General features: G+C 72.1%; 15 protein-coding genes and 1 pseudogene. 5 read left to right on the top strand and 11 right to left on the bottom strand.

Annotated elements, in window-relative coordinates; all coding sequences use genetic code 11:
* Nucleotides 1-122: 122 nt before the first annotated feature.
* The 7 genes and pseudogenes from Q5762_RS01865 to Q5762_RS01835 form a co-directional block, all read right to left on the bottom strand.
* Nucleotides 123-488: pseudogene (locus tag Q5762_RS01865) on the bottom strand (serine/threonine protein kinase); the annotation flags it as partial.
* 71 nt (nucleotides 489-559) lie between these two features.
* On the bottom strand, nucleotides 560-1,819 hold the full coding sequence (mmsB, locus tag Q5762_RS01860) for a multiple monosaccharide ABC transporter permease (RefSeq protein WP_315890094.1): 1,260 nt from the start codon (nucleotides 1,817-1,819) through the stop codon (nucleotides 560-562).
* On the bottom strand, nucleotides 1,816-3,366 hold the full coding sequence (gene mmsA / locus Q5762_RS01855) for a multiple monosaccharide ABC transporter ATP-binding protein (protein ID WP_315890093.1): 1,551 nt from the start codon (nucleotides 3,364-3,366) through the stop codon (nucleotides 1,816-1,818). Before mmsA ends, mmsB begins: the two co-directional genes overlap by 4 nt.
* A 36-nt stretch (nucleotides 3,367-3,402) precedes the next feature.
* Complete coding sequence (gene chvE / locus Q5762_RS01850; protein ID WP_315890092.1) at nucleotides 3,403-4,512, bottom strand: multiple monosaccharide ABC transporter substrate-binding protein; 1,110 nt, start codon at nucleotides 4,510-4,512, stop codon at nucleotides 3,403-3,405.
* A 5-nt stretch (nucleotides 4,513-4,517) separates the two neighbouring features.
* Nucleotides 4,518-5,504, bottom strand: coding sequence for a hypothetical protein (locus Q5762_RS01845; RefSeq protein ID WP_315890091.1), 987 nt, complete (start codon nucleotides 5,502-5,504; stop codon nucleotides 4,518-4,520).
* 116 nt (nucleotides 5,505-5,620) lie between these two features.
* Nucleotides 5,621-6,667 (bottom strand): alcohol dehydrogenase catalytic domain-containing protein, encoded by a 1,047-nt coding sequence (locus Q5762_RS01840; RefSeq protein WP_315890090.1) that lies wholly within the window; start codon nucleotides 6,665-6,667, stop codon nucleotides 5,621-5,623.
* Nucleotides 6,664-7,830, bottom strand: coding sequence for a mandelate racemase/muconate lactonizing enzyme family protein (locus Q5762_RS01835; RefSeq protein ID WP_315890089.1), 1,167 nt, complete (start codon nucleotides 7,828-7,830; stop codon nucleotides 6,664-6,666). Before Q5762_RS01835 ends, Q5762_RS01840 begins: the two co-directional genes overlap by 4 nt.
* A gap of 200 nt (nucleotides 7,831-8,030) precedes the next feature.
* On the opposite strand from Q5762_RS01835, the gene Q5762_RS01830 reads away from it, so the two are divergent.
* Both Q5762_RS01830 and Q5762_RS01825 read left to right on the top strand, forming a co-directional pair.
* Nucleotides 8,031-8,801 (top strand): IclR family transcriptional regulator, encoded by a 771-nt coding sequence (locus Q5762_RS01830; RefSeq protein WP_315890088.1) that lies wholly within the window; start codon nucleotides 8,031-8,033, stop codon nucleotides 8,799-8,801.
* Nucleotides 8,798-9,646, top strand: a complete 849-nt coding sequence (locus Q5762_RS01825) for an SMP-30/gluconolactonase/LRE family protein (protein WP_315890087.1) — start codon at nucleotides 8,798-8,800, stop codon at nucleotides 9,644-9,646. Before Q5762_RS01830 ends, Q5762_RS01825 begins: the two co-directional genes overlap by 4 nt.
* Nucleotides 9,647-9,672: 26 nt before the next feature.
* Here Q5762_RS01825 and Q5762_RS01820 read toward each other — a convergent pair whose 3' ends face one another.
* Nucleotides 9,673-10,128 (bottom strand): hypothetical protein, encoded by a 456-nt coding sequence (locus Q5762_RS01820; RefSeq protein ID WP_315890086.1) that lies wholly within the window; start codon nucleotides 10,126-10,128, stop codon nucleotides 9,673-9,675.
* Nucleotides 10,129-10,195: 67 nt separating this feature from the next.
* Between Q5762_RS01820 and Q5762_RS01815 the strand changes: the two genes are divergently transcribed.
* Nucleotides 10,196-10,498: a hypothetical protein gene (locus Q5762_RS01815; RefSeq protein ID WP_315890085.1), complete on the top strand. Its 303-nt coding sequence runs from the start codon at nucleotides 10,196-10,198 to the stop codon at nucleotides 10,496-10,498.
* On the opposite strand, the gene Q5762_RS01810 is transcribed toward Q5762_RS01815, so the two are convergent.
* Nucleotides 10,495-11,253, bottom strand: coding sequence for a hypothetical protein (locus Q5762_RS01810; protein ID WP_315890084.1), 759 nt, complete (start codon nucleotides 11,251-11,253; stop codon nucleotides 10,495-10,497). The genes Q5762_RS01815 and Q5762_RS01810 overlap by 4 nt on opposite strands.
* 4 nt (nucleotides 11,254-11,257) lie before the next feature.
* The gene (locus Q5762_RS01805; protein WP_315890083.1) at nucleotides 11,258-12,391 is read right to left on the bottom strand and encodes an AI-2E family transporter; all 1,134 of its coding nucleotides are present in this window, start codon (nucleotides 12,389-12,391) and stop codon (nucleotides 11,258-11,260) included.
* 151 nt (nucleotides 12,392-12,542) lie between these two features.
* On the opposite strand from Q5762_RS01805, the gene Q5762_RS01800 reads away from it, so the two are divergent.
* Nucleotides 12,543-13,394 (top strand): DMT family transporter, encoded by an 852-nt coding sequence (locus Q5762_RS01800; RefSeq protein WP_315890249.1) that lies wholly within the window; start codon nucleotides 12,543-12,545, stop codon nucleotides 13,392-13,394.
* Nucleotides 13,391-14,611 (top strand): MFS transporter, encoded by a 1,221-nt coding sequence (locus Q5762_RS01795; RefSeq protein WP_315890082.1) that lies wholly within the window; start codon nucleotides 13,391-13,393, stop codon nucleotides 14,609-14,611. Before Q5762_RS01800 ends, Q5762_RS01795 begins: the two co-directional genes overlap by 4 nt.
* Here Q5762_RS01795 and Q5762_RS01790 read toward each other — a convergent pair.
* Nucleotides 14,599-17,523, bottom strand: coding sequence for an NHLP bacteriocin export ABC transporter permease/ATPase subunit (locus Q5762_RS01790; RefSeq protein WP_315890081.1), 2,925 nt, complete (start codon nucleotides 17,521-17,523; stop codon nucleotides 14,599-14,601). The two genes, Q5762_RS01795 and Q5762_RS01790, sit on opposite strands and share 13 nt — an antisense overlap.
* Between the last annotated feature and the right edge of the window lies 1 nt (nucleotide 17,524).

Genomic DNA, 17,524 nt, shown 5'->3' with positions numbered 1-17,524 from the left:
GCGGGCCGCACGGTGTTCGACGCGGTGCTGCGGGCGGCCGGGGAAGCGGGGCTGGTCAAGCCGGGCAGACGGCAGCGCACGGACGCCACCCATGTGCTGGCGGCGACCCGGGATCTGAACCGGCTGGAGTTCGCGACCACGGCGTCGGCCAGCGAGGGCCCGGGCACGTACGCCGTCGCCAGCCAGGGCCGCGGGCCCTCGGTGTCCGCGTCGATGACCGGAGCCGTGAACAGCCCCTGCACCCGCTGCGCCGACTGCACCTCCTGGGCGAACCGCCGCCGGAACTCCGGGTCGTCACCGAACTCGGGACGGATCACCTTGATGGCGACCGGCCGGCCGCCGGGCGTGTAGGACAGATACACCTTGCCCATACCGCCCGCGCCGAGCTTGGCGGCCAGCCGGTATCCGGCCACGCTGGTCGGGTCGTCCCCGGCCAGCGGCTGGAAGATCTGAGGAGCGCTTCCCCGCCCCGGCTGCTGACTCATCAACTCATGTCTCCCGCACACAGAACACCGATGTCGACCGGCACCCTATCCAAGCCCGGGGGTGTCGCCAGGCGCTACGAACCGACCTTCCGCTTGTTCCAGACGTCGAAGCCGACCGCCGCGAGCAGCACCAGGCCCTTGATGACCTGCTGCCAGTCCGTGCCGATCCCCACCAGGTTCATTCCGTTGTTGAGGACGCCGAGGACCAGGCCGCCGACGATGGCGCCCAGGACCGTGCCGACACCTCCGCTCATCGAGGCACCGCCGATGAACGAGGCGGCGATCGCCTCCAGTTCGAAGTTGATGCCCGCCTTCGGGGAGGCCGCGTTGAACCGGGCGGCGAAGACCAGACCGGCGAGCGCCGCGAGCACTCCCATGTTGAGGAAGACCAGGAAGGTGACCTTCTTGTCCCGCACCCCGGAGAGCTTGGCGGCCGGCAGATTGCCGCCGATCGCGTACACATGGCGGCCGACGATCGCGTTCCGCATGACGTACCCGAAGCCGACGAGCAGTGCCGCCAGGATCAGCAGCACCACCGGCGCGCCCTTGTAGCTGGCGAGCAGCAGCGTGAACACCAGGACCGTGGCGACGAGCGCGGCCAGCTTCACGGCGAACAGCCCGACGGGCGCGACCTGGAGGTCGTACGCGCGCTGGCGGCGGCGGTCGCGCACCTCCTGCCACACGACGAAGACCATGAGGGCCAGGCCGAGCAGCAGCGTCAGGTTGTGGTAGTCGGTGTTCGGCCCGACCTCGGGCAGGAAGCCGTTGGAGACCGTCTGCAGCCCGTCGGGGAAGGGCCCGATCGTCTGGCCCTTGAGGAAGATCTCGGTGAGCCCGCGGAACAGGAGCATGCCGGCGAGCGTGACGATGAACGACGGTATGCCGAGATACGCGATGAAGAAGCCCTGCATCGCCCCCGCCGCCGCGCCCAGCAGCAGCACGAGCACCACCGCCAGCGGCCAGGCCATCCGGTGCTCCACCATCAGCACGGCGGAGACCGCGCCGACGAAGGCGGTGAGCGAGCCCACCGACAGGTCGATGTGGCCCGAGATGATGACGATCATCATGCCGATCGCCAGGATCAGGATGTAGCTGTTCTGCAGGACCAGGTTGGAGACGTTGCGCGGCAGCAGCAGGTCGCCGCCCGTCCAGACCGCGAACAGGGCCACGATCAGGCCGAGGGCGATCAGCATGCCGTACTGGCGCATGTTGCCGCGCAGCCCGTCGAGGAGCAGTCGGCCGACGCCGGGTCCGGCGCCCGGGGGGCCGCCTGCCGGGCTCTTCCCCGTGCCGTCGTCGGGGGCCTGGGTCCCCGTGGTGAGATCCGTGCTCATGCGTGCTCGCTCCTGTCCTTGGTCATGAGCCGCATCAGCAGCTCCTGGGTCGCCTCGGCGCGGGACACCTCGCCCGTCAGCCGGCCCGCCGCCATGGTGTAGACGCGGTCGCACATGCCGAGCAGCTCGGGGAGTTCCGAGGAGATGAAGAGGACCGCCTTGCCCTCGGCGGCCAACCGGTCGATGACCGTGTAGATCTCGTACTTGGCGCCCACGTCGATCCCGCGCGTCGGCTCGTCCAGGATCAGGACGTCGGGACCGGCGAAGATCCACTTGCTGAGCACGACCTTCTGCTGGTTGCCGCCCGAGAGCCGGCCGACCGGCTCGAAGACCGTCGGCGCCTTGATGTTCATCGACCGCCGGAAGCCCTCGGAGACCCGGGCCTCCGCGTGCTCGTCGACGATGCCGCGCCGGGCCACCTTCGGCAGCGCGCTCAGCGAGACGTTGCGGTTGATGGTGTCGATGAGGTTCAGGCCGTAGTGCTTGCGGTCCTCCGTCACGTACGCGATGCCGTGGCCGACCGCCTCGGGGACCGTACGGGTACGGATCTCCACGCCGTCCTTGAGGACCGTGCCGCCGCCGTACCGCCCGTAACTGCGCCCGAACACGCTCATGGCCAGCTCGGTGCGGCCCGCGCCCATCAGCCCCGCGATGCCGACGATCTCCCCGCGCCGCACGGTCAGCGAGACGCCGTCGACGACCTTGCGGTGCTGGTCGATCGGGTGGTGCACGGTCCAGTCCCGGAGCTCAAGCGCCGGCGCCGCGCCCTGCTCCGGTTCGTGCGGGGTGCGCTCGGGGAAGCGGTGGTCCAGATCGCGCCCCACCATGCCCCGGATGATCCGCTCCTCGGTGGTCTCCGCGGCCTTCACGTCGAGGGTCTCGATCGACCGGCCGTCCCGCAGGACCGTCACCGAGTCCGCGACCCGGGCGATCTCGTTCAGCTTGTGCGAGATGATGATCGAGGTGATGCCCTGACCCTTCAACTCCTCGATGAGATCGAGGAGTTTGCCGCTGTCCTCGTCGTTGAGCGCGGCCGTCGGCTCGTCCAGGATCAGCAGCTTCACCTCCTTGGCGAGCGCCTTCGCGATCTCCACCAGCTGCTGCTTGCCGACGCCGATGTCCGCGACCCGGGTCTGCGGATGCTCGTCCAGACCCACCCGGCGCAGCAGTTCGGCGGCGTGCCGCAGGGTCCGGTCCCAGCTGATCACGCCCCGGGTGGCGTGCTCGTTGCCGAGGAAGATGTTCTCCGCGAGGGAGAGGTACGGCACCAGGGCGAGCTCCTGATGGATGATCACGATGCCGCGTTTCTCGCTGGCCCCGATGTCCCGGAACCGGCACGGCTCGCCCTGGAAGACCACCTCTCCCTCGTAACTCCCGTACGCATGAACACCGCTGAGGATCTTCATCAGCGTCGACTTGCCCGCTCCGTTCTCCCCGCAGACGGCGTGGACCTCGCCCGCGCGGACGGTCAGGGAGACGTCCGACAGCGCCGTCACGCCGGGAAAGGTCTTGCTGATCGAGCGCATGTCCAGGACGGCTCCCGCCATGGCACACCCACCCCTCTCCGATCGAGGTCCAGCGGTCTAGTTGAGGTCGCTCGCCTTGATGTAACCCGAATCGACCAGCACGGACTGGTAGTTGGACTTGTCGACGTTCACCGGGTCGAGCAGGAAGGCCGGGACGACCTTCTTCTCGTTGTCGTACGTCGTGGTGTCGTTGACCTCGGGCTTCTTGCCGTCGAGCAGCGCGTTGACCATCTGCCCGGCCACCTTGGCCAGTTCACGGGTGTCCTTGTACACGGTCTGGGTCTGCTCGCCCGCGATGATCGACTTCACCGACGCGACCTCCGCGTCCTGGCCCGTGACGATCGGCAGCGGCTTGCCCGCACTGCCGTAGTCGTCGGACTTCAGGGCGGACAGGATGCCGATCGAGATCCCGTCGTACGGCGAGAGGACCGCGTCCACCCGGTCCTTCGCGTACGAGGACGTGAGCAGGTCGTCCATGCGCTTCTGGGCCTGGCCGCCGTCCCAGCGCAACGTTGTCACCTGGTTGAGCTTGGTCTGGCCGGACCGGACGACGAGCTGCTTCTTGTCGATGTACGGCTGCAGGACGTTCATCGCGCCCTGGAAGAAGTAGCGGGTGTTGTTGTCGTCGTTCGAGCCGGCGAACAGCTCGATGTTGAACGGGCCCTTCTTGCTGTCGTCCTTCAGCCCCAGCTTCTCGACGAGGTACCCGCCCTGGAGCTCGCCGACCTTCTCGTTGTCGAAGGACGCGTAGTAGTCGACGTTCGGCGAGCCGAGGATCAGCCGGTCGTACGAGATCACCGGGATCTTCGCGTCGGCCGCCTGCTGGAGCACGTTGGCGAGCGCCCGGCCGTCGATGGCCGCGATCACCAGCGCGTCCACGCCCTGGGTGATCATGTTCTCGATCTGCGAGACCTGCTGGTCGGGATCGTCCTCGCCGTACTGGAGGGTGGTCTTGTAGCCGTACTTCTCCAGACTGCTCACCATGTTCTTGCCGTCGGCGATCCAGCGTTCGGACGACTTGGTGGGCATCGCGATGCCCACCGTCAGATCCTTCGCGCCCTTCTCCTCCTTCGCCCCGCCCGAGCCGCTCTGCCCGCAGGCGGAGAGGGCGAGGGCGAGACAGGTCGCGAGGGCGGTGGCGGTGGCGGCTCGGCGGAGTGTGCGCATGGTCATCAGTCCTTGTCCGGGTGGGTGATCGGGTCGGGGAAGCGGTTCAGGGTGCCGGGCAGCCGGGCACCGAGCGGGGACATCCCGCCGTCCGCGCCGTGCCGGGCCAGCAGATCGAGGGCGAGCCGGCCCCGCCGCACGCGCTCACGGGCGGTGGCGAGGACGGTCTCGCGGAGATGCAGACCGGAGGGGTAGAGCGAAGGGGCCTTCGACAGACCGAACTTGAGGTACAGCGGGGCGCCTCGCCGGATCAGCTCGGCGACCTCGTACATCCGGACGTAGCCGCCCAGGTCGTCGGGCGCCTCGATGTACATGTCCATCGGGGCGGCGCTGAGCCGGCGGATCTCGGTGAGGTGCGCGAGCGGCAGATCGCTGGGCACGTTCACCGAGTCGGCGCCGAGTCGTTCGTGGACGGCGTACGCGGCGGGGTTCACGGGGCCGATCAGGGCCGAGACCTTCAGCGTGGTGTCGGCGGGGATCACGCCCCGGCACCGCGCCTGGTGCAGCGTCCACAGCACGCCCTCGTCGGCCACCAGCAGGCACCGCACGCCCAGTTCGGTGGCGCGGACGGCGTCCTCCACGCACCCCGCGACCGCGTCGTGGCCACGGGCGCGCAGGCCGCCGCCACGGGAGTCGGTACGGACCGAGCCGCCGATGTCCCAGGTGCCGCGCGGACCGGTGAACAGGCAGAGTTCGACGGCCCGTTCGGAGGACGCGCGAACCATCTCGGCGATCTCGTCGTCGGTGAGCATCCAGACCCCGCTGCCCTGGCTGACCCGGTGCACCGGCACGTCGAGCCGGGCGGACTCGGCGAGGACCGCCTCCAGCGCCTCGGGGCCTTCCACGGACGGCACTTCGGTACGCCAGGTGCCGCCGTCCGGGAAGGCGTGCGGGGAGGTGTCGGCGGGGGAGAGGGCGGGGGCCCCGAGCCCGAGGACGGCGAGCGCGGGTTCGCCGGGGCGGCGGGGCGGTGAAGGGGCGGCTTCGGTCACGAACGGTCCTCCTGTGTTCGGCATGTCGGACATGGTTCGGATGGGTGGGTAGGAGGGATCCAGGGCACCCGAGGAGACGCAGGCGTGCGGGGATCCGGTCGTCGTTCCCGGGTGTGTCAGGGCCGTAGCAGCACCTTTCCGACCTTGGGGTCCCCGGAGCCGACCAGCTCGATCGCCTGCGGGAACGCGCCGAGCGGCAGTTCGTGCGTCACCAGCGCGCCGAGGTCGAGCAGGCCCGCCCCGAAGGCGCGTACGGCATGGGACCAGGCGGCGGGCGGCGCGCCGAAGACCGTGTGCACGGTCAGCCGGCCGGTGACGAGCGCCGTCGGATCGAGGCCGGCCGACCCCGGCGCCGGGATGCCGGTGAGGACGACCCTGCCGCCCCGCCGGGCGAGGTCCACGGCGGTACGGGCGGAGCCTGGCGCCCCGGCAGCCTCCAGGACCAGATCGCACCGGCCCTCAAGGACGTCCACGCCCTCGACCACGGCGGTCGCGCCGAACTCCCGGGCCAGCTCGGCCCGTTCGCGCCTCGGCTCGACCACGTACAGCTCGGCGGGCGAGCAGGCGGCGAGCAGTTGGACGGCGATCAGCCCGAGGGTTCCGGCGCCGACGACGGCAACGCGTTCGCCCGGCCGGGGCGCCCCGGCGAGCGTCGCGGCCGCCACGCAGGCGGCCGGTTCCAGGAGGGCGGCCGCCGTCAGGTCGGCGTCGTCCGGGAGTACGTGCAGCAGTCGGGCCGGCAGCGTCAGCGTGGGCGCCATCGCACCCGGCCGGGTGAAGCCGGTCTCGTCGTATCCGGCCGTACAGAGCGTGGTGTCGCCCGAATGACAACGTTCGCACAACTGGCAGTTACGGAACCCCTCGCCGACGACCTTGCTGCCAATGAGCCCCTCGGGCACGCCCGCGCCGACCTCGGCCACCTTCCCCGACCACTCGTGACCGGGTACGAGCGGATACCGCACGTACCCCTCGGGCCGGGTGCCCGCGTACACCTCCCGGTCGCTGCCGCAGACCCCGCTCGCGTACACCCGGACCAGCGCCTCGCCGGGTCCTGGCGGCACCGGCTCGTGCGGGACGAGCCGGTGTCTGCCCGGCCCGTCGACCACGACCGCGCACCCGGAGCCGCGCGGCGGGCGGCTCACGTCACCCGGCGGGCGGCTCACGTCGCGCCGCCCCGGGTCGCGGGGGCGCGGCGCTCCCAGCCGTCCGCCCAGAGGTCGAACCGGGCCTGCTGCTGCGGGAACTCGGCCGCCGCGTCGACGTCGAGCTCGACACCGAGACCGGGCGCGTCCGAGAGCCGGAAGTACCCGTCCACCACCTGCGGGGCACCCTTCACCACCTTCGCGATCTCCGCGTCCGCGAAGTCGTTGAAGTGCTCGAGGATCTTGAAGTTCGCGGCGGTGAAGCCCACTTGGAGGGAGGCGGCGGTGAGCACCGGGCCGCCGACGTTGTGCGGGGCGACCAGCATGTAGTGCGTCTCGGCGGTCGCGGCCAGCTTCCGGGTCTCCCAGATGCCGCCGAGGTGGCCGACGTCCGGCTGGACGATGTCGACCGCCTGGCTCTCGAAGAGCTCGCGGAACTCGACGCGGTCGTGGATCCGTTCACCGGTCGCGATCGGGATGTCCACCTTCGCCGCCACCTTCTCCAGCGCCTTCAGGTTCTCCGGCGGGACCGGCTCCTCCAGCCAGGCCGGGCGGAACGGGGCCAGTTCGTGGGCCAGCCGGATCGCCGTGGCCGGCGCGAACCGGCCGTGCATCTCCAGCATCAGCTCCGCGTCCGGCCCGATCGCGTCCCGTACGGCCTCGATCAGGGAGACGGCGTACAGCGTGTCCTGGTGGGACAGTTCGAGGTGTCCGGTGCCGAACGGGTCGATCTTCAGGGCCTGGTAGCCCCGCTCGACCACCGTACGGGCGGCCCGGTGATAGGCCTCCGGGGTCCGTTCCGTCGTGTACCAGCCGTTGGCGTACGCCTTGACCCGGTCGGTCACCTTCCCGCCGAGCAGCTGCCAGACCGGCACGCCGAGCGCCTTGCCCTTGATGTCCCAGCAGGCCATCTCGACGACCGCGATGCCCGACATCACGATCTCGCCGGCCCGCCCGAAGTCCCCGTACTTCATGCGGCGGACGAGGTCCTCGACGGCGAACGGGTCGGATCCGGCGATGTGGTTGGCCTCCGCCTCGCGGAGGTAGCCGAGCAGCGCGTCGGTGTGGCCGAGCATGCGGGTCTCGCCGACACCGGTCAGGCCCTCGTCGGTGTGGACGAGTACGTACGTGAGATTGCGCCAGGGAGTTCCGACGACATGAGTGCTGATTCCCGTGATGCGCACGGCAGTTGCCCCTCGATCTCGTTCGAGATTTCGTCATGCGTTCGAAATGTAGGCGTGACCGTAGGGGGCCGGTCCGGGGCGTGTCAACGGATCGCGCGACCATTGCCCGACCAACGTGCCTGTGGTTAGCCTGTGTTCGTCATATCGGCCATCGACCGGAATGCCGAACACCGGGCGACATGAGGGGTGGGTGAGTGGCGATGGGACGCCAGGTTCCAGCGGTGGCGAGAGCGTTGGACATACTGGAGCTGTTCCTGACGGACGGCGAGACGCTGGCCGCCCCGGACGTCGTCCGCAGGCTCGGGCTGCCGCGCACCACCGTGCACGAACTGCTCACGACGCTGGCCGCCCGGCACTACCTCGTGCCCGCCCCCGAGCAGCCCGGGCGGTTCCGGCTGGGCGTCCGCACGTACCAGCTCGGCAGCCGGTACGCCGAGCAGCTCGACCTCGCCGCCGAGGGGCTGCAGGTCGCCCGCGAGGTCGCCGAGGTCTGCGACGAGACCGTCCACGTCGCCCTCCTGGAGGACGCCGACGTCATCTACATCGCCAAGGTGGACTCCACCCACGCGGTCCGGATGGTCTCCGCCACCGGCCGCCGGCTCCCCGCCCACTGCACCGCAGTCGGCAAGATGCTGCTCGCCTCGCTGACCCCGGCCGAGCTGGACCGGCGCATCGACGGCCGCGAGCTCGTCGCCATGACGCCGGACAGCATCACGGCCCACGACGCGCTCCGGGCCGCCCTCGCCGAGATCCGCGAGCGGGGCGTCGCCGTCGAGCACCGCGAGTCCAACCCCGACGTGAGCTGCGTCGCCGCCCCCGTCCGCGACGGCGCCGGCCGGGTCGTCGCCGCCCTCTCCGTCTCCGCCCCGGTGATCCGGTGGAGCGAGGAGCGCGAGCGGGAGCTCGTGGAGCTGGCGGCCAAGGGCGCCGCCGACCTCTCCGTACGACTCGGCCACCGGGGCGCCCGATGAGGGCCGAACTCGCCGTCGCCGTACGGGAACAGGCCGCACTGGGAGAGGGCCCCACCTGGGATCCGGCCGCGGGGCGGCTGATCTGGGTCGACATCCTAGGCTCGCGCGTCCACACGTACAGTCCGTCGACGGGCCGCCGTACGGTCATGGCCACCGAGCAGCACGTGGGCGCGGCGAAGCCACGGGCGGACGGCGGCCTGGTGGTCAACCTCCGGGACGGCGTGGGGAGTTACGACGCGAGTGGCGCATTCACCTGGCTCCTGCGCGAGCCGGTGCCCGGCAGGCGCGGCAACGACGCGGCCGTCGCCCCGGACGGGGCGCTGTGGGCGGGCACCATGCGCTACGACGAGGCTCCCGGCGGCGGCAACCTGATCCGCCTCGCTCCCGACGGGACCACGCGCGAGATGCTCCCCTCGGTGACGGTCAGCAACGGCATCGGCTGGAGCCCGGACGGCTCCCTCCTCTACTACGTCGACAGCCCCACCCGCCGTGTCGACGTCTGTCCGGCGGACGCCGAACCCGCCACGCACCGCCGCCCCTTCGCGACGATCGAACCCGGTGCGGGCTTCCCCGACGGGCTCACGGTCGACGCGGACGGCTGCGTCTGGGTCGCCCTCTGGGACGGCGCGCAGCTCCGCCGCTACACGCCGGACGGCGCCCTCGACCGCGTCGTCCCGCTGCCGGTGCGCCGCCCGACGGCCTGCGCGTTCGGCGGCCCGGACCTCCGCGACCTGTACATCACCACGGCCCGCACCGGCCTGCCCCACCCGCACCCGCTCACCGGCTCGCTCCTCGTACTGCGCGGGGCGGGTCAGGGCCTGCCGGGCGTCGCATTCGGAGGTTGACGGGGGGACGGCCGGGTGCCGTCGGGTCAGGCCCCTGGCGTCGTCACCCGCGCGTTGTCGACGTACAGGTGCAGTCCGCCGTCCTCGACGCACCGCAGGCCGACCGTGACGCCGCGCACCGAGTCGTCCGCGTCGAGGCACAGGGCTACGGCCATCTGGAACACCCCGTGTCCGTCGGGGCAGCTGTCGAGGGCGGCGGGCTCAGCGGAGGGGCCGGGCGTGAGCTTCCACAGGGAGGCGTCGGCCCTGCCGAAGGCGCGGGCGATGTCCCCGTCGAGTATGCCGATCGGCAGGCAACAGGCCACGCAGAAGCACTCGCCTCCGGAGGCCTCGAACTCGGCGGACTCGGAGTCCGGCGAACCGCACATCGGGCACACGACGGACGCGGTCACGACCCGCCCGCCCGGCACCCCGCGGGCGGCCGACCCGACCGTCCCCAACAGATCCGCGCGCCCCGCGCCCCCTGCGTTTTCTTGATCCATGACAACGATCCTCGCACCTCGGCCGATAGGCTCCCGCGAAGGACCTTGAGCAGATTGCGAGCCGCCGGTGATACGAGACCTCCACAACGTCCGGGTGCGGCCCGAGCAGGGCGCCACCACGCCGCTCACCGAAGAGGAGGAGCAGCGAGTCCGGGCCGTGCTGTTCAGCGAACTGGGCAACGAGATCGCCGACCGGGGCTGGGCGCGGTTCCCGGCGTACACGCCCGAGGAGCGCCGGCGCCTTGTCGCCGTCGCGCAGCGGCTGACCACGTACTGGGGGCGCCAGGTGACCGTCGAGGCCGAGGACCAGACCCGCCTGCGGCTCAGCCTCGCCGGGTTCGAAGGGTACGAAGCGTTGCCGAAGGCCTAGGCTCCGTCGGCCTTGGCGTGGGCCTCGCGGGCCTCGGTCGCGGCTCTGGTCGCCGCAGCCCGGGCCTCCTTCCGGTCGGACTTCGCCTGGCGTAGTTCCTCTTCGAGGTGCGCCACGCGGGCGTCCGCCTCGTCCGCCCGGGTCTTCGCCGCGCGGAGTTCCTCGTCCCTGAGGGCGGCTTCGGCGGCCGCCTTCTCGGCCGCCTTCTTCGCCGCCTCGCGGGCGCGGCGGTCTGGCGGCTCGGGCGACTCGGGCCGGGGCGGGAGGGCCTCCGGGGTGATGGCGCCGAAGCCGACCGGGGCCTCCGGGGGCTTCGACAACCGCGCCGTCGACCACTCCGCCGCGATCTCCGGGTCGGCGAGCACCGCGCGGAAGAGCTGTTCCACCTCCTGCTGGACCGAGGCGCTCAGCGGGTGGCCCGCCTCCTCCGCCAGCGCCGCCGTCGTACGGACCTCGGCGGCGATCACCTTGTGCTGCTGCCCGGACGCCTCGCGGAACGTCGCCGGGTCCAGGAGCCGGTGGGCCTCCTGGAGCGTCGCGCCGAGCGCGAGCAGCCGCTCGGCCTCCTCGGGCCGTTCCCGTACGAACCGGTTCGAGGCCCACGCGGCCAGGGTGGGGCGCCGCAGGGCCGCGATCCGCTTCGCGGCTGCCGGGTCCTCCGCGCTCCGCGCCTCGCCCGCCCGAACGTCCCGGGCCGCGACGAACTCGCCCGGCTCCACCCCGTACAGCTCGTCGATGACCTGCTCGACGTCCATCACCTCAGCCGTCTCCCTTCGCCCCGTCACCGGCCGCCGCATCGCCGGCCGTCCCGTCGCCGTCCGCCGCGCCCTCGCCGTCCGCCCCGCCGCCCGTGTCCCGTAGCGCCGTCCACACCGACCAGATCACCGACACCAGCGGCACCGCGACCACCGCCCCCACCACACCCGCCGCGATCGCTCCCGCGATCACCGAGATCGCCACCACCAGCGGGTGCAGCCGTACCGCCCAGCTCATCACGAGCGGGTGCAGCAGATGTCCCTCGATCTGACCGATGACCACGATCAGGCCGACCACGATCGCCGCCACCCACGGCCCCTGCGAGGCCAGCGCCACCACGGCGGCGACCGCGAGCGCGATCGGCGAACCGATCAGCGGGACGAACGCGGCGACGAACTCGAGGAGCGCCAGCGGGACCGCCAGCGGTACCCCGAGGAGCCAGAGCGCCAGGCCGACGAGGACAGCGTTCACCGCCGCGACCAGCACGATCCCGTGCGTGTAGCCGGTGAACGTACGCCATGCGGCCCGGCCCCCGACGTCCATGCGGTCGCGTACCGTCCCCGGCAGCTGGTCCCGCAGCCACACCCACTGACGGTCTCCCGAGTGGATGAAGAACACCGAGCAGAACAGTGCGAGGGCCAGCGTCGTGAGGACCTCCACCAGCCGGTGCGCCCCGCTCACCGCCTCGCTGACCAGGGTCGAGCGATGGCTCGACAGGAACCGGCCGATCCTGCTCTGCACGTCCCCGAGCGCCTCCGGGTTCAGCCGGAACGGCGGCCGTTCCAGCCAGTCCTCGATCCGGCCGATGCCCTCCCGGAACTCCCGTACCAGCGTTGTCCGATCGCCCTCCACCGCCTCGCCGACCAGCGCGAGCACGCCCAGGACCAGCGCGATGCTCCCGAGCAGCGTGAGGGCCACCGCCAGGGGCCGGGGCAGCCCCCGGGCGGCCACGTTCGCCACCGGACGCAGCAGCGCGGTGACCACGAGGCCGAGGAAGACGGCCACCCCGATCTCGTGGAACCGGCCGAGCAGGGCGAACAGGCTGTACACCACCGCGCCCACGACCAGCAGCCGCCACGCGTACGCGGCGGCGGTACGGAGGAACGGGATCACCTGCGGCGGTGTGCCTGGCTGCATGCCCGACGACGTACCACCCTGGGCCCGGCCGTCCACGCCCACGGCCCGGTATTCGGCCGACCGGCGGCAGGACGGGCGCGTGGCGGGTGAACCGCGCGCCCGCGCCGGTGTCGGCACCCGGCCGTCCACCGGCTCCGCCGACCATCGGGGGATGGGCGTCGTTCTGCCGGTTCTCTTCGCCGTGTGCGCCGCGTTCAGCAACGCGCTCGCCACGGTGCTGCAACGCCGTGCCGCGCTCACCGTCCGTCAGACCGACTCGTTCCGGCCCGGCCTGATCCTCGATCTGCTGCGGCGCCCGCTCTGGCTCGCCGGCATCCTCGCCGTGATCGTCGCCGGTGTCGGCCAGGCCGCCGCCCTGGCGACCGGTCCGCTGTCGCTCGTACAGCCGCTGTTCGTGCTCGAACTGCCCCTCGCGCTGCTGATCGCCTCCCTGATGACACGGGAGCGGTTGCCCAAGACGCAGTGGGTGGCCGTGGCCGCGGTCGTGGCCGGGCTCGGGGTGGCGCTCATGGCGGCCTCGCCGGACGGGAACCGTACCCAAGTGGCCCTGGACCGCTGGATTCCGGCGCTCGTGATCGCCGCCGCCGCGGTCGTGGCCCTGACGGTGGCCGGGCTGCGCAGACCGTCCGGCCGCGCCCGCGCGGCCTGTCTCGGCGCCGCCACGGCGATCTGTTACGCGCTCACCGCCGGCCTGATGAAGACGTCCATGCACATCCTGGACGACGACGGCCTGACCGCCTTTCTGACGGCCTGGCAGACGTACGCCTTCTGCGGGGCGGGGATCGCCGCCCTGCTGCTGCTCGAACACGCCATGCAGGGCGGACCGTTGGTCGCCTCACAGCCCGCGCTGACCCTGGGAGACGCCACGGTGAGCCTGATGCTCGGCATCCTGATCTACGAGGAGGACGTACGCGTGGGATGGTGGCTGGTTCCGGAAGTGGTGGGTGTCGGCCTGATCGTCCTCGGCGTGTTCGCGCTGGCGCGGGCCGAGGCGTCGACGTGACCCGTGCCGCCGCTCCCTCCGTGCGCGGAACCACCCGCCGCCACCTCGGCTACCTCGCGGCCGCCGTCGTCTTCGCCATCGGCATGGCGGGCACGACGCTGCCCACCCCGCTGTACGGGATCTACCGCGAGGAACTCGGATTCTCCGAGCTGATGGTGACGGTCATCTTCGCCAGCTACGCCATCGGGGTCATCGCCACCCTCCTCCTCGTCGGCAACCACTCGGACGTGGTGGGGCGCCGCCCCGTCCTGTGGACCGCGCTCGGCATGGCCGCCGCCAGCGCGCTCTGCTTCCTCTTCGAGGGCGGGCTGCCGCTCCTGTTCGCCGGCCGGTTGTTCTCGGGCTTCTCGGCCGGACTGCTCAGCGGGGCGGCCACGGTCACCGTGCTCGAACTGGCACCGCCGGAACGGAAGTCCCGCGCGGGCTTCGCCGCCACGGCCGCGAACATGGGCGGCCTCGGCTGCGGACCGCTGCTCGCGGGCTTCCTCGCGGAGTACGCCCCGGAGCCGCTGGTGCTGCCCTTCCTGGTCCACCTCGGGCTCGTCGCCGTGGCCTGCGTGATCGTCGCGCTGCTGCCGGAGACGGTCGAGCACCGACGCCTCCGGGCCCGCCCGAGCCCGCCGGGGCTGTACGTACCGCCCGAGGTCCGTGCTGTCTTCACGCCCGCCGCCCTCGCCGCCTTCGCCGGGTTCGCGCTGCTCGGCCTCTTCACCGCCGTGGCACCGAGCTTCGTCGCGCAGACCCTCGACATCACCAACCACGCCGTCTCGGGCGTCATCGTCTTCTCGGTCTTCCTCGCCTCCACCTTCGGCCAGTCCTGGACGGCCAGGCTGCCCGTGCGCGTGGCCCTGCCGCTCGGCTGCTTCGTGCTGGTCGTCGGGCTGCTCCTGGTCGGCGCGTCCCTGTGGGTGGAGACGCTGCCGCTCCTGGTGGCCGGCGCGGTCTGCGGCGGGGCGGGCCAGGGGCTCGCCTTCCGGGCCGGACTGACCGCCGTCGGCGATGCGGCCCCGCCCGCGCACCGGGCGGCGACCGTCTCCTCGTTCTTCGTCGTCGCCTACGCGGGCATCTCCCTGCCCGTGGTGGGGGTCGGCGCGCTGACGATGTGGCTGGGCCTGGACACGGCCGGCCTGGTCTTCACCGGCTGCGTGACCCTGCTCGCCGCGACCACCGGCCTCTACCTGGCACGAGTCCTCAATCAGCCGGGTCAGCGCAGCTGACGGCGGACCAGCTCGTGGAAGAGTCCCGTCGTGTCGGCGAGCAGCTCGGCCGGTGACCCCTGCTGGACGATCCGGCCGTCCGCCATGGCGATCACCCGGTCGGCGTCCATGATCGTGGACAGCCGGTGGGCGATCACCACCCGGGTCGCGTTCAGGGCCCGGGTGGACTCGATCACCACCCGCTGCGTCTCGTTGTCGAGCGCGCTCGTGGCCTCGTCGAAGAAGAGGATCCGCGGCCTGCGGACCAGCGCCTGGGCGATCATCAGCCGCTGCCGCTGCCCGCCCGAGATCGTGCCGCCGCCGTCGGAGAGCATCGTGTGCAGCCCCATCGGCATGGCCTTGATGTCCTCGGCCAGGCCCGCCATCGCGGCCGCCGCCCACACGTCGTCGAGCGGGAACGTCTCCGCGCCGCAGATGCAGTCCAGGATCGTGCCGGAGAACGGCTGCGCGTTCTGCAGCACGACACCGCACTGCCGCCGCACCGCCGCCTGGTCGAGCGCCGCCAGGTCCTGCCCGTCGTACCGCACACCGCCGGACGACGGCCGGTCGAAGCCGATGAGCAGCCGCAGTAGCGTCGACTTGCCGCAGCCGCTGGCGCCGACGACCGCCACGAACTCACCAGGCCGCACCTGGAAGTCGACGCCGTCGAGGACCAGCGGGCCGTCGTCGCTGTAACGGAAGGACAGGTTCTCGGCCTCGATCGCCCCGCTCAGCTCCCCGGGTGCGGCGCTGGAGCCCCGTACCTCGGGCGCCTCCCGGAACACCGGCTTGACCTGCTCGAACATCGGCTGCACGGCGGCGGCCGAGAGGAGCGCCCCGGTCAGCTGGGTCACCGACGACAGCAGCATCGTCACGGCGGTGCTGAACGTGAGGAACTCACTGGCGGACATCGACCCCCGCGCGGGTCCTGCGAGCAGCATGAACATCACGAGCGTGCACAGCGGCAGACAGACCGCGCCGAGGACCGTGAGGAGGTTCGTGATCCGCCCGACGCGCTGGTGCAGATCTCGGGTCCGGGCGAACTCGCCCGCCCAGGCCGCGTACGCGAAGCTCTCGGCCGCGGCGACCCGCAGTTTGGGCAGCCCCCGCAGGGTCTGGAACGCCTGGTTGTTGAGCTTGTTGCCGAGCCGGATCAGCCGCCGCTGGTACCGCAGCTGCCAGAGCCCCAGGCTCAGGAACAGCGCCGCGACGACCAGCAGCATGGCGAGCGCGACCAGCGCCAGCGGCACGCTGTAGACGAGCAGCAGGACCAGGTTCATGGTGCCGACGCTGCCCGCCTGCACGACGACCGGACCGATGCCGGACACCGCCCTGCGGATCGCGCTGATGCCCATGGCCGCGCTGGCCAGCTCCCCGGTGGAGCGGCCCGCGAAGAACCGGGTCGGCAGGCGAAGGAGACGGTCCCACACCGCGGGCTGGAGGGTGGCCTCGATCCGGCCCTCCAGGCGCAGGATGGAGACGTTCTGCAGCAGCATGAAGGACGCCGAGACGACGCTCGTGGCGACGATCGCCAGCGCGGTCTGCACGATGAGACCGTTCTCGCCCCGGGGCACGTACTCGCCGAGCACCTTGCCGGTGGCGATCGGCACGAGCGCGCCCAGACCGACCGCGACGAGACCGGCGAGCAGCAGCGTCCGCAGCTCCGCGCGCGTGCCGCGCACCGCGAACCGGAGCAGCCCGAGGAGGCCCAACGGGCGGTCGGGCAGCGGACGGTAGAGCATCACGGCACGCGGCGCGACGGTGGCCGCGTTGGCCTTCCCGACGCGCTCGCGGGTGCCGGTCGCCGGGTCGACCGCCTCGTACCGGCCGCGCCGCCACAGCAGCGCGACCGGCGCCTCGTCCGCCTCGCGCCGCCCGACCAGCGGCCCGCTGTACTCACGCCACCAGCGTCCGTCGAGCCGGACGACCCGGCTACGGATCCGGGAGGCGATGGCGACCCGCTCGACGGGGTCGAGCCGTCCCGGAAGGGCGCTCGCCTCGTCCGCACCGGCCAGCGTGATCCGGGCCTCCTCGGCGACAAGGCGGCAGACGTCGTACGTCGCGTCGTCCTGCGCGCGGTCGTGGCCGCCCCGGGCGGAGGCGCCCGGTGTGCCGGACCGGCCGATGGAGTCGAGCAGCGCCCGGTCCGCCTGCGTACGGGCGGCCCGGCCGGCCTCGATCCCGGCCGCCGTACGGTCCTCGTGGGCGCGCTCCAGCTGCTCGATCCAGCTGTCCAGGGCGTACAGGAGCCGGTACTGCTGGTCGACCATGCCCTGCCACATCGCCGGCTCGACGAGGAGGGTGCCGGCGGCGTCGTCCCCGTACCCCTCGTACGCCGCGCCGTAGACGACGCTGCCGGGGGCGACGTGCATCCACAGGATGTCGTCGTCCGCGCCGCTCGGGTCGTCGGTGGCGCGGCCGTCCAGCGGGGCCTGGTAGAGGACGCGCAGGCCACGCCCGATGCCGAGCGCGAAGGCGTGCTCGAGGGGGCTCGGCTGCGGCTCGACGGCTCCGTACGGGGCGGACTGGTGGGCGTACCACTGACCGTCGTACCACTGCCCGCCGTACGCCTGGTCTCCGTACTGGCCTCCGTACGCCTGACCGGCCGGCAGCGCCAGTTCGCGCAGCTCCACCCGCCGCAGCACGCACCCCTCCAGGGGCCGGCCGATCAGCGTGTGCTCGGGTCCCTGCGCCGGGCCGAGCAGCAGCGTGCCCGCCTCCAGTCGGCCCAGGAAGTGCCAGGCACCGAGCTGCGCGGCGTCGACGGCGAACAGGTCCATGGCGCCGTGGACGACGAGCCACAGCACGTGCGGGCCTTCGAGGGGGACGCTGCCGAGTCCCGCGCAGTCGACCCCCGTGCCCAGCCCGCCCAGGGCCGCGACGACGGGGTCCACGGGGGCGGCGACGACCGTGGGCTGGTGAGGGAACGTCACC

Source organism: Streptomyces sp. P9(2023), from assembly GCF_032436795.1.
In the GTDB taxonomy this organism is placed as follows: Bacteria; Actinomycetota; Actinomycetes; order Streptomycetales; family Streptomycetaceae; genus Streptomyces.
The sequence above is the reverse complement of the archived record's forward strand: the minus strand, read 5'-3'. Positions and strand labels throughout refer to the sequence as shown.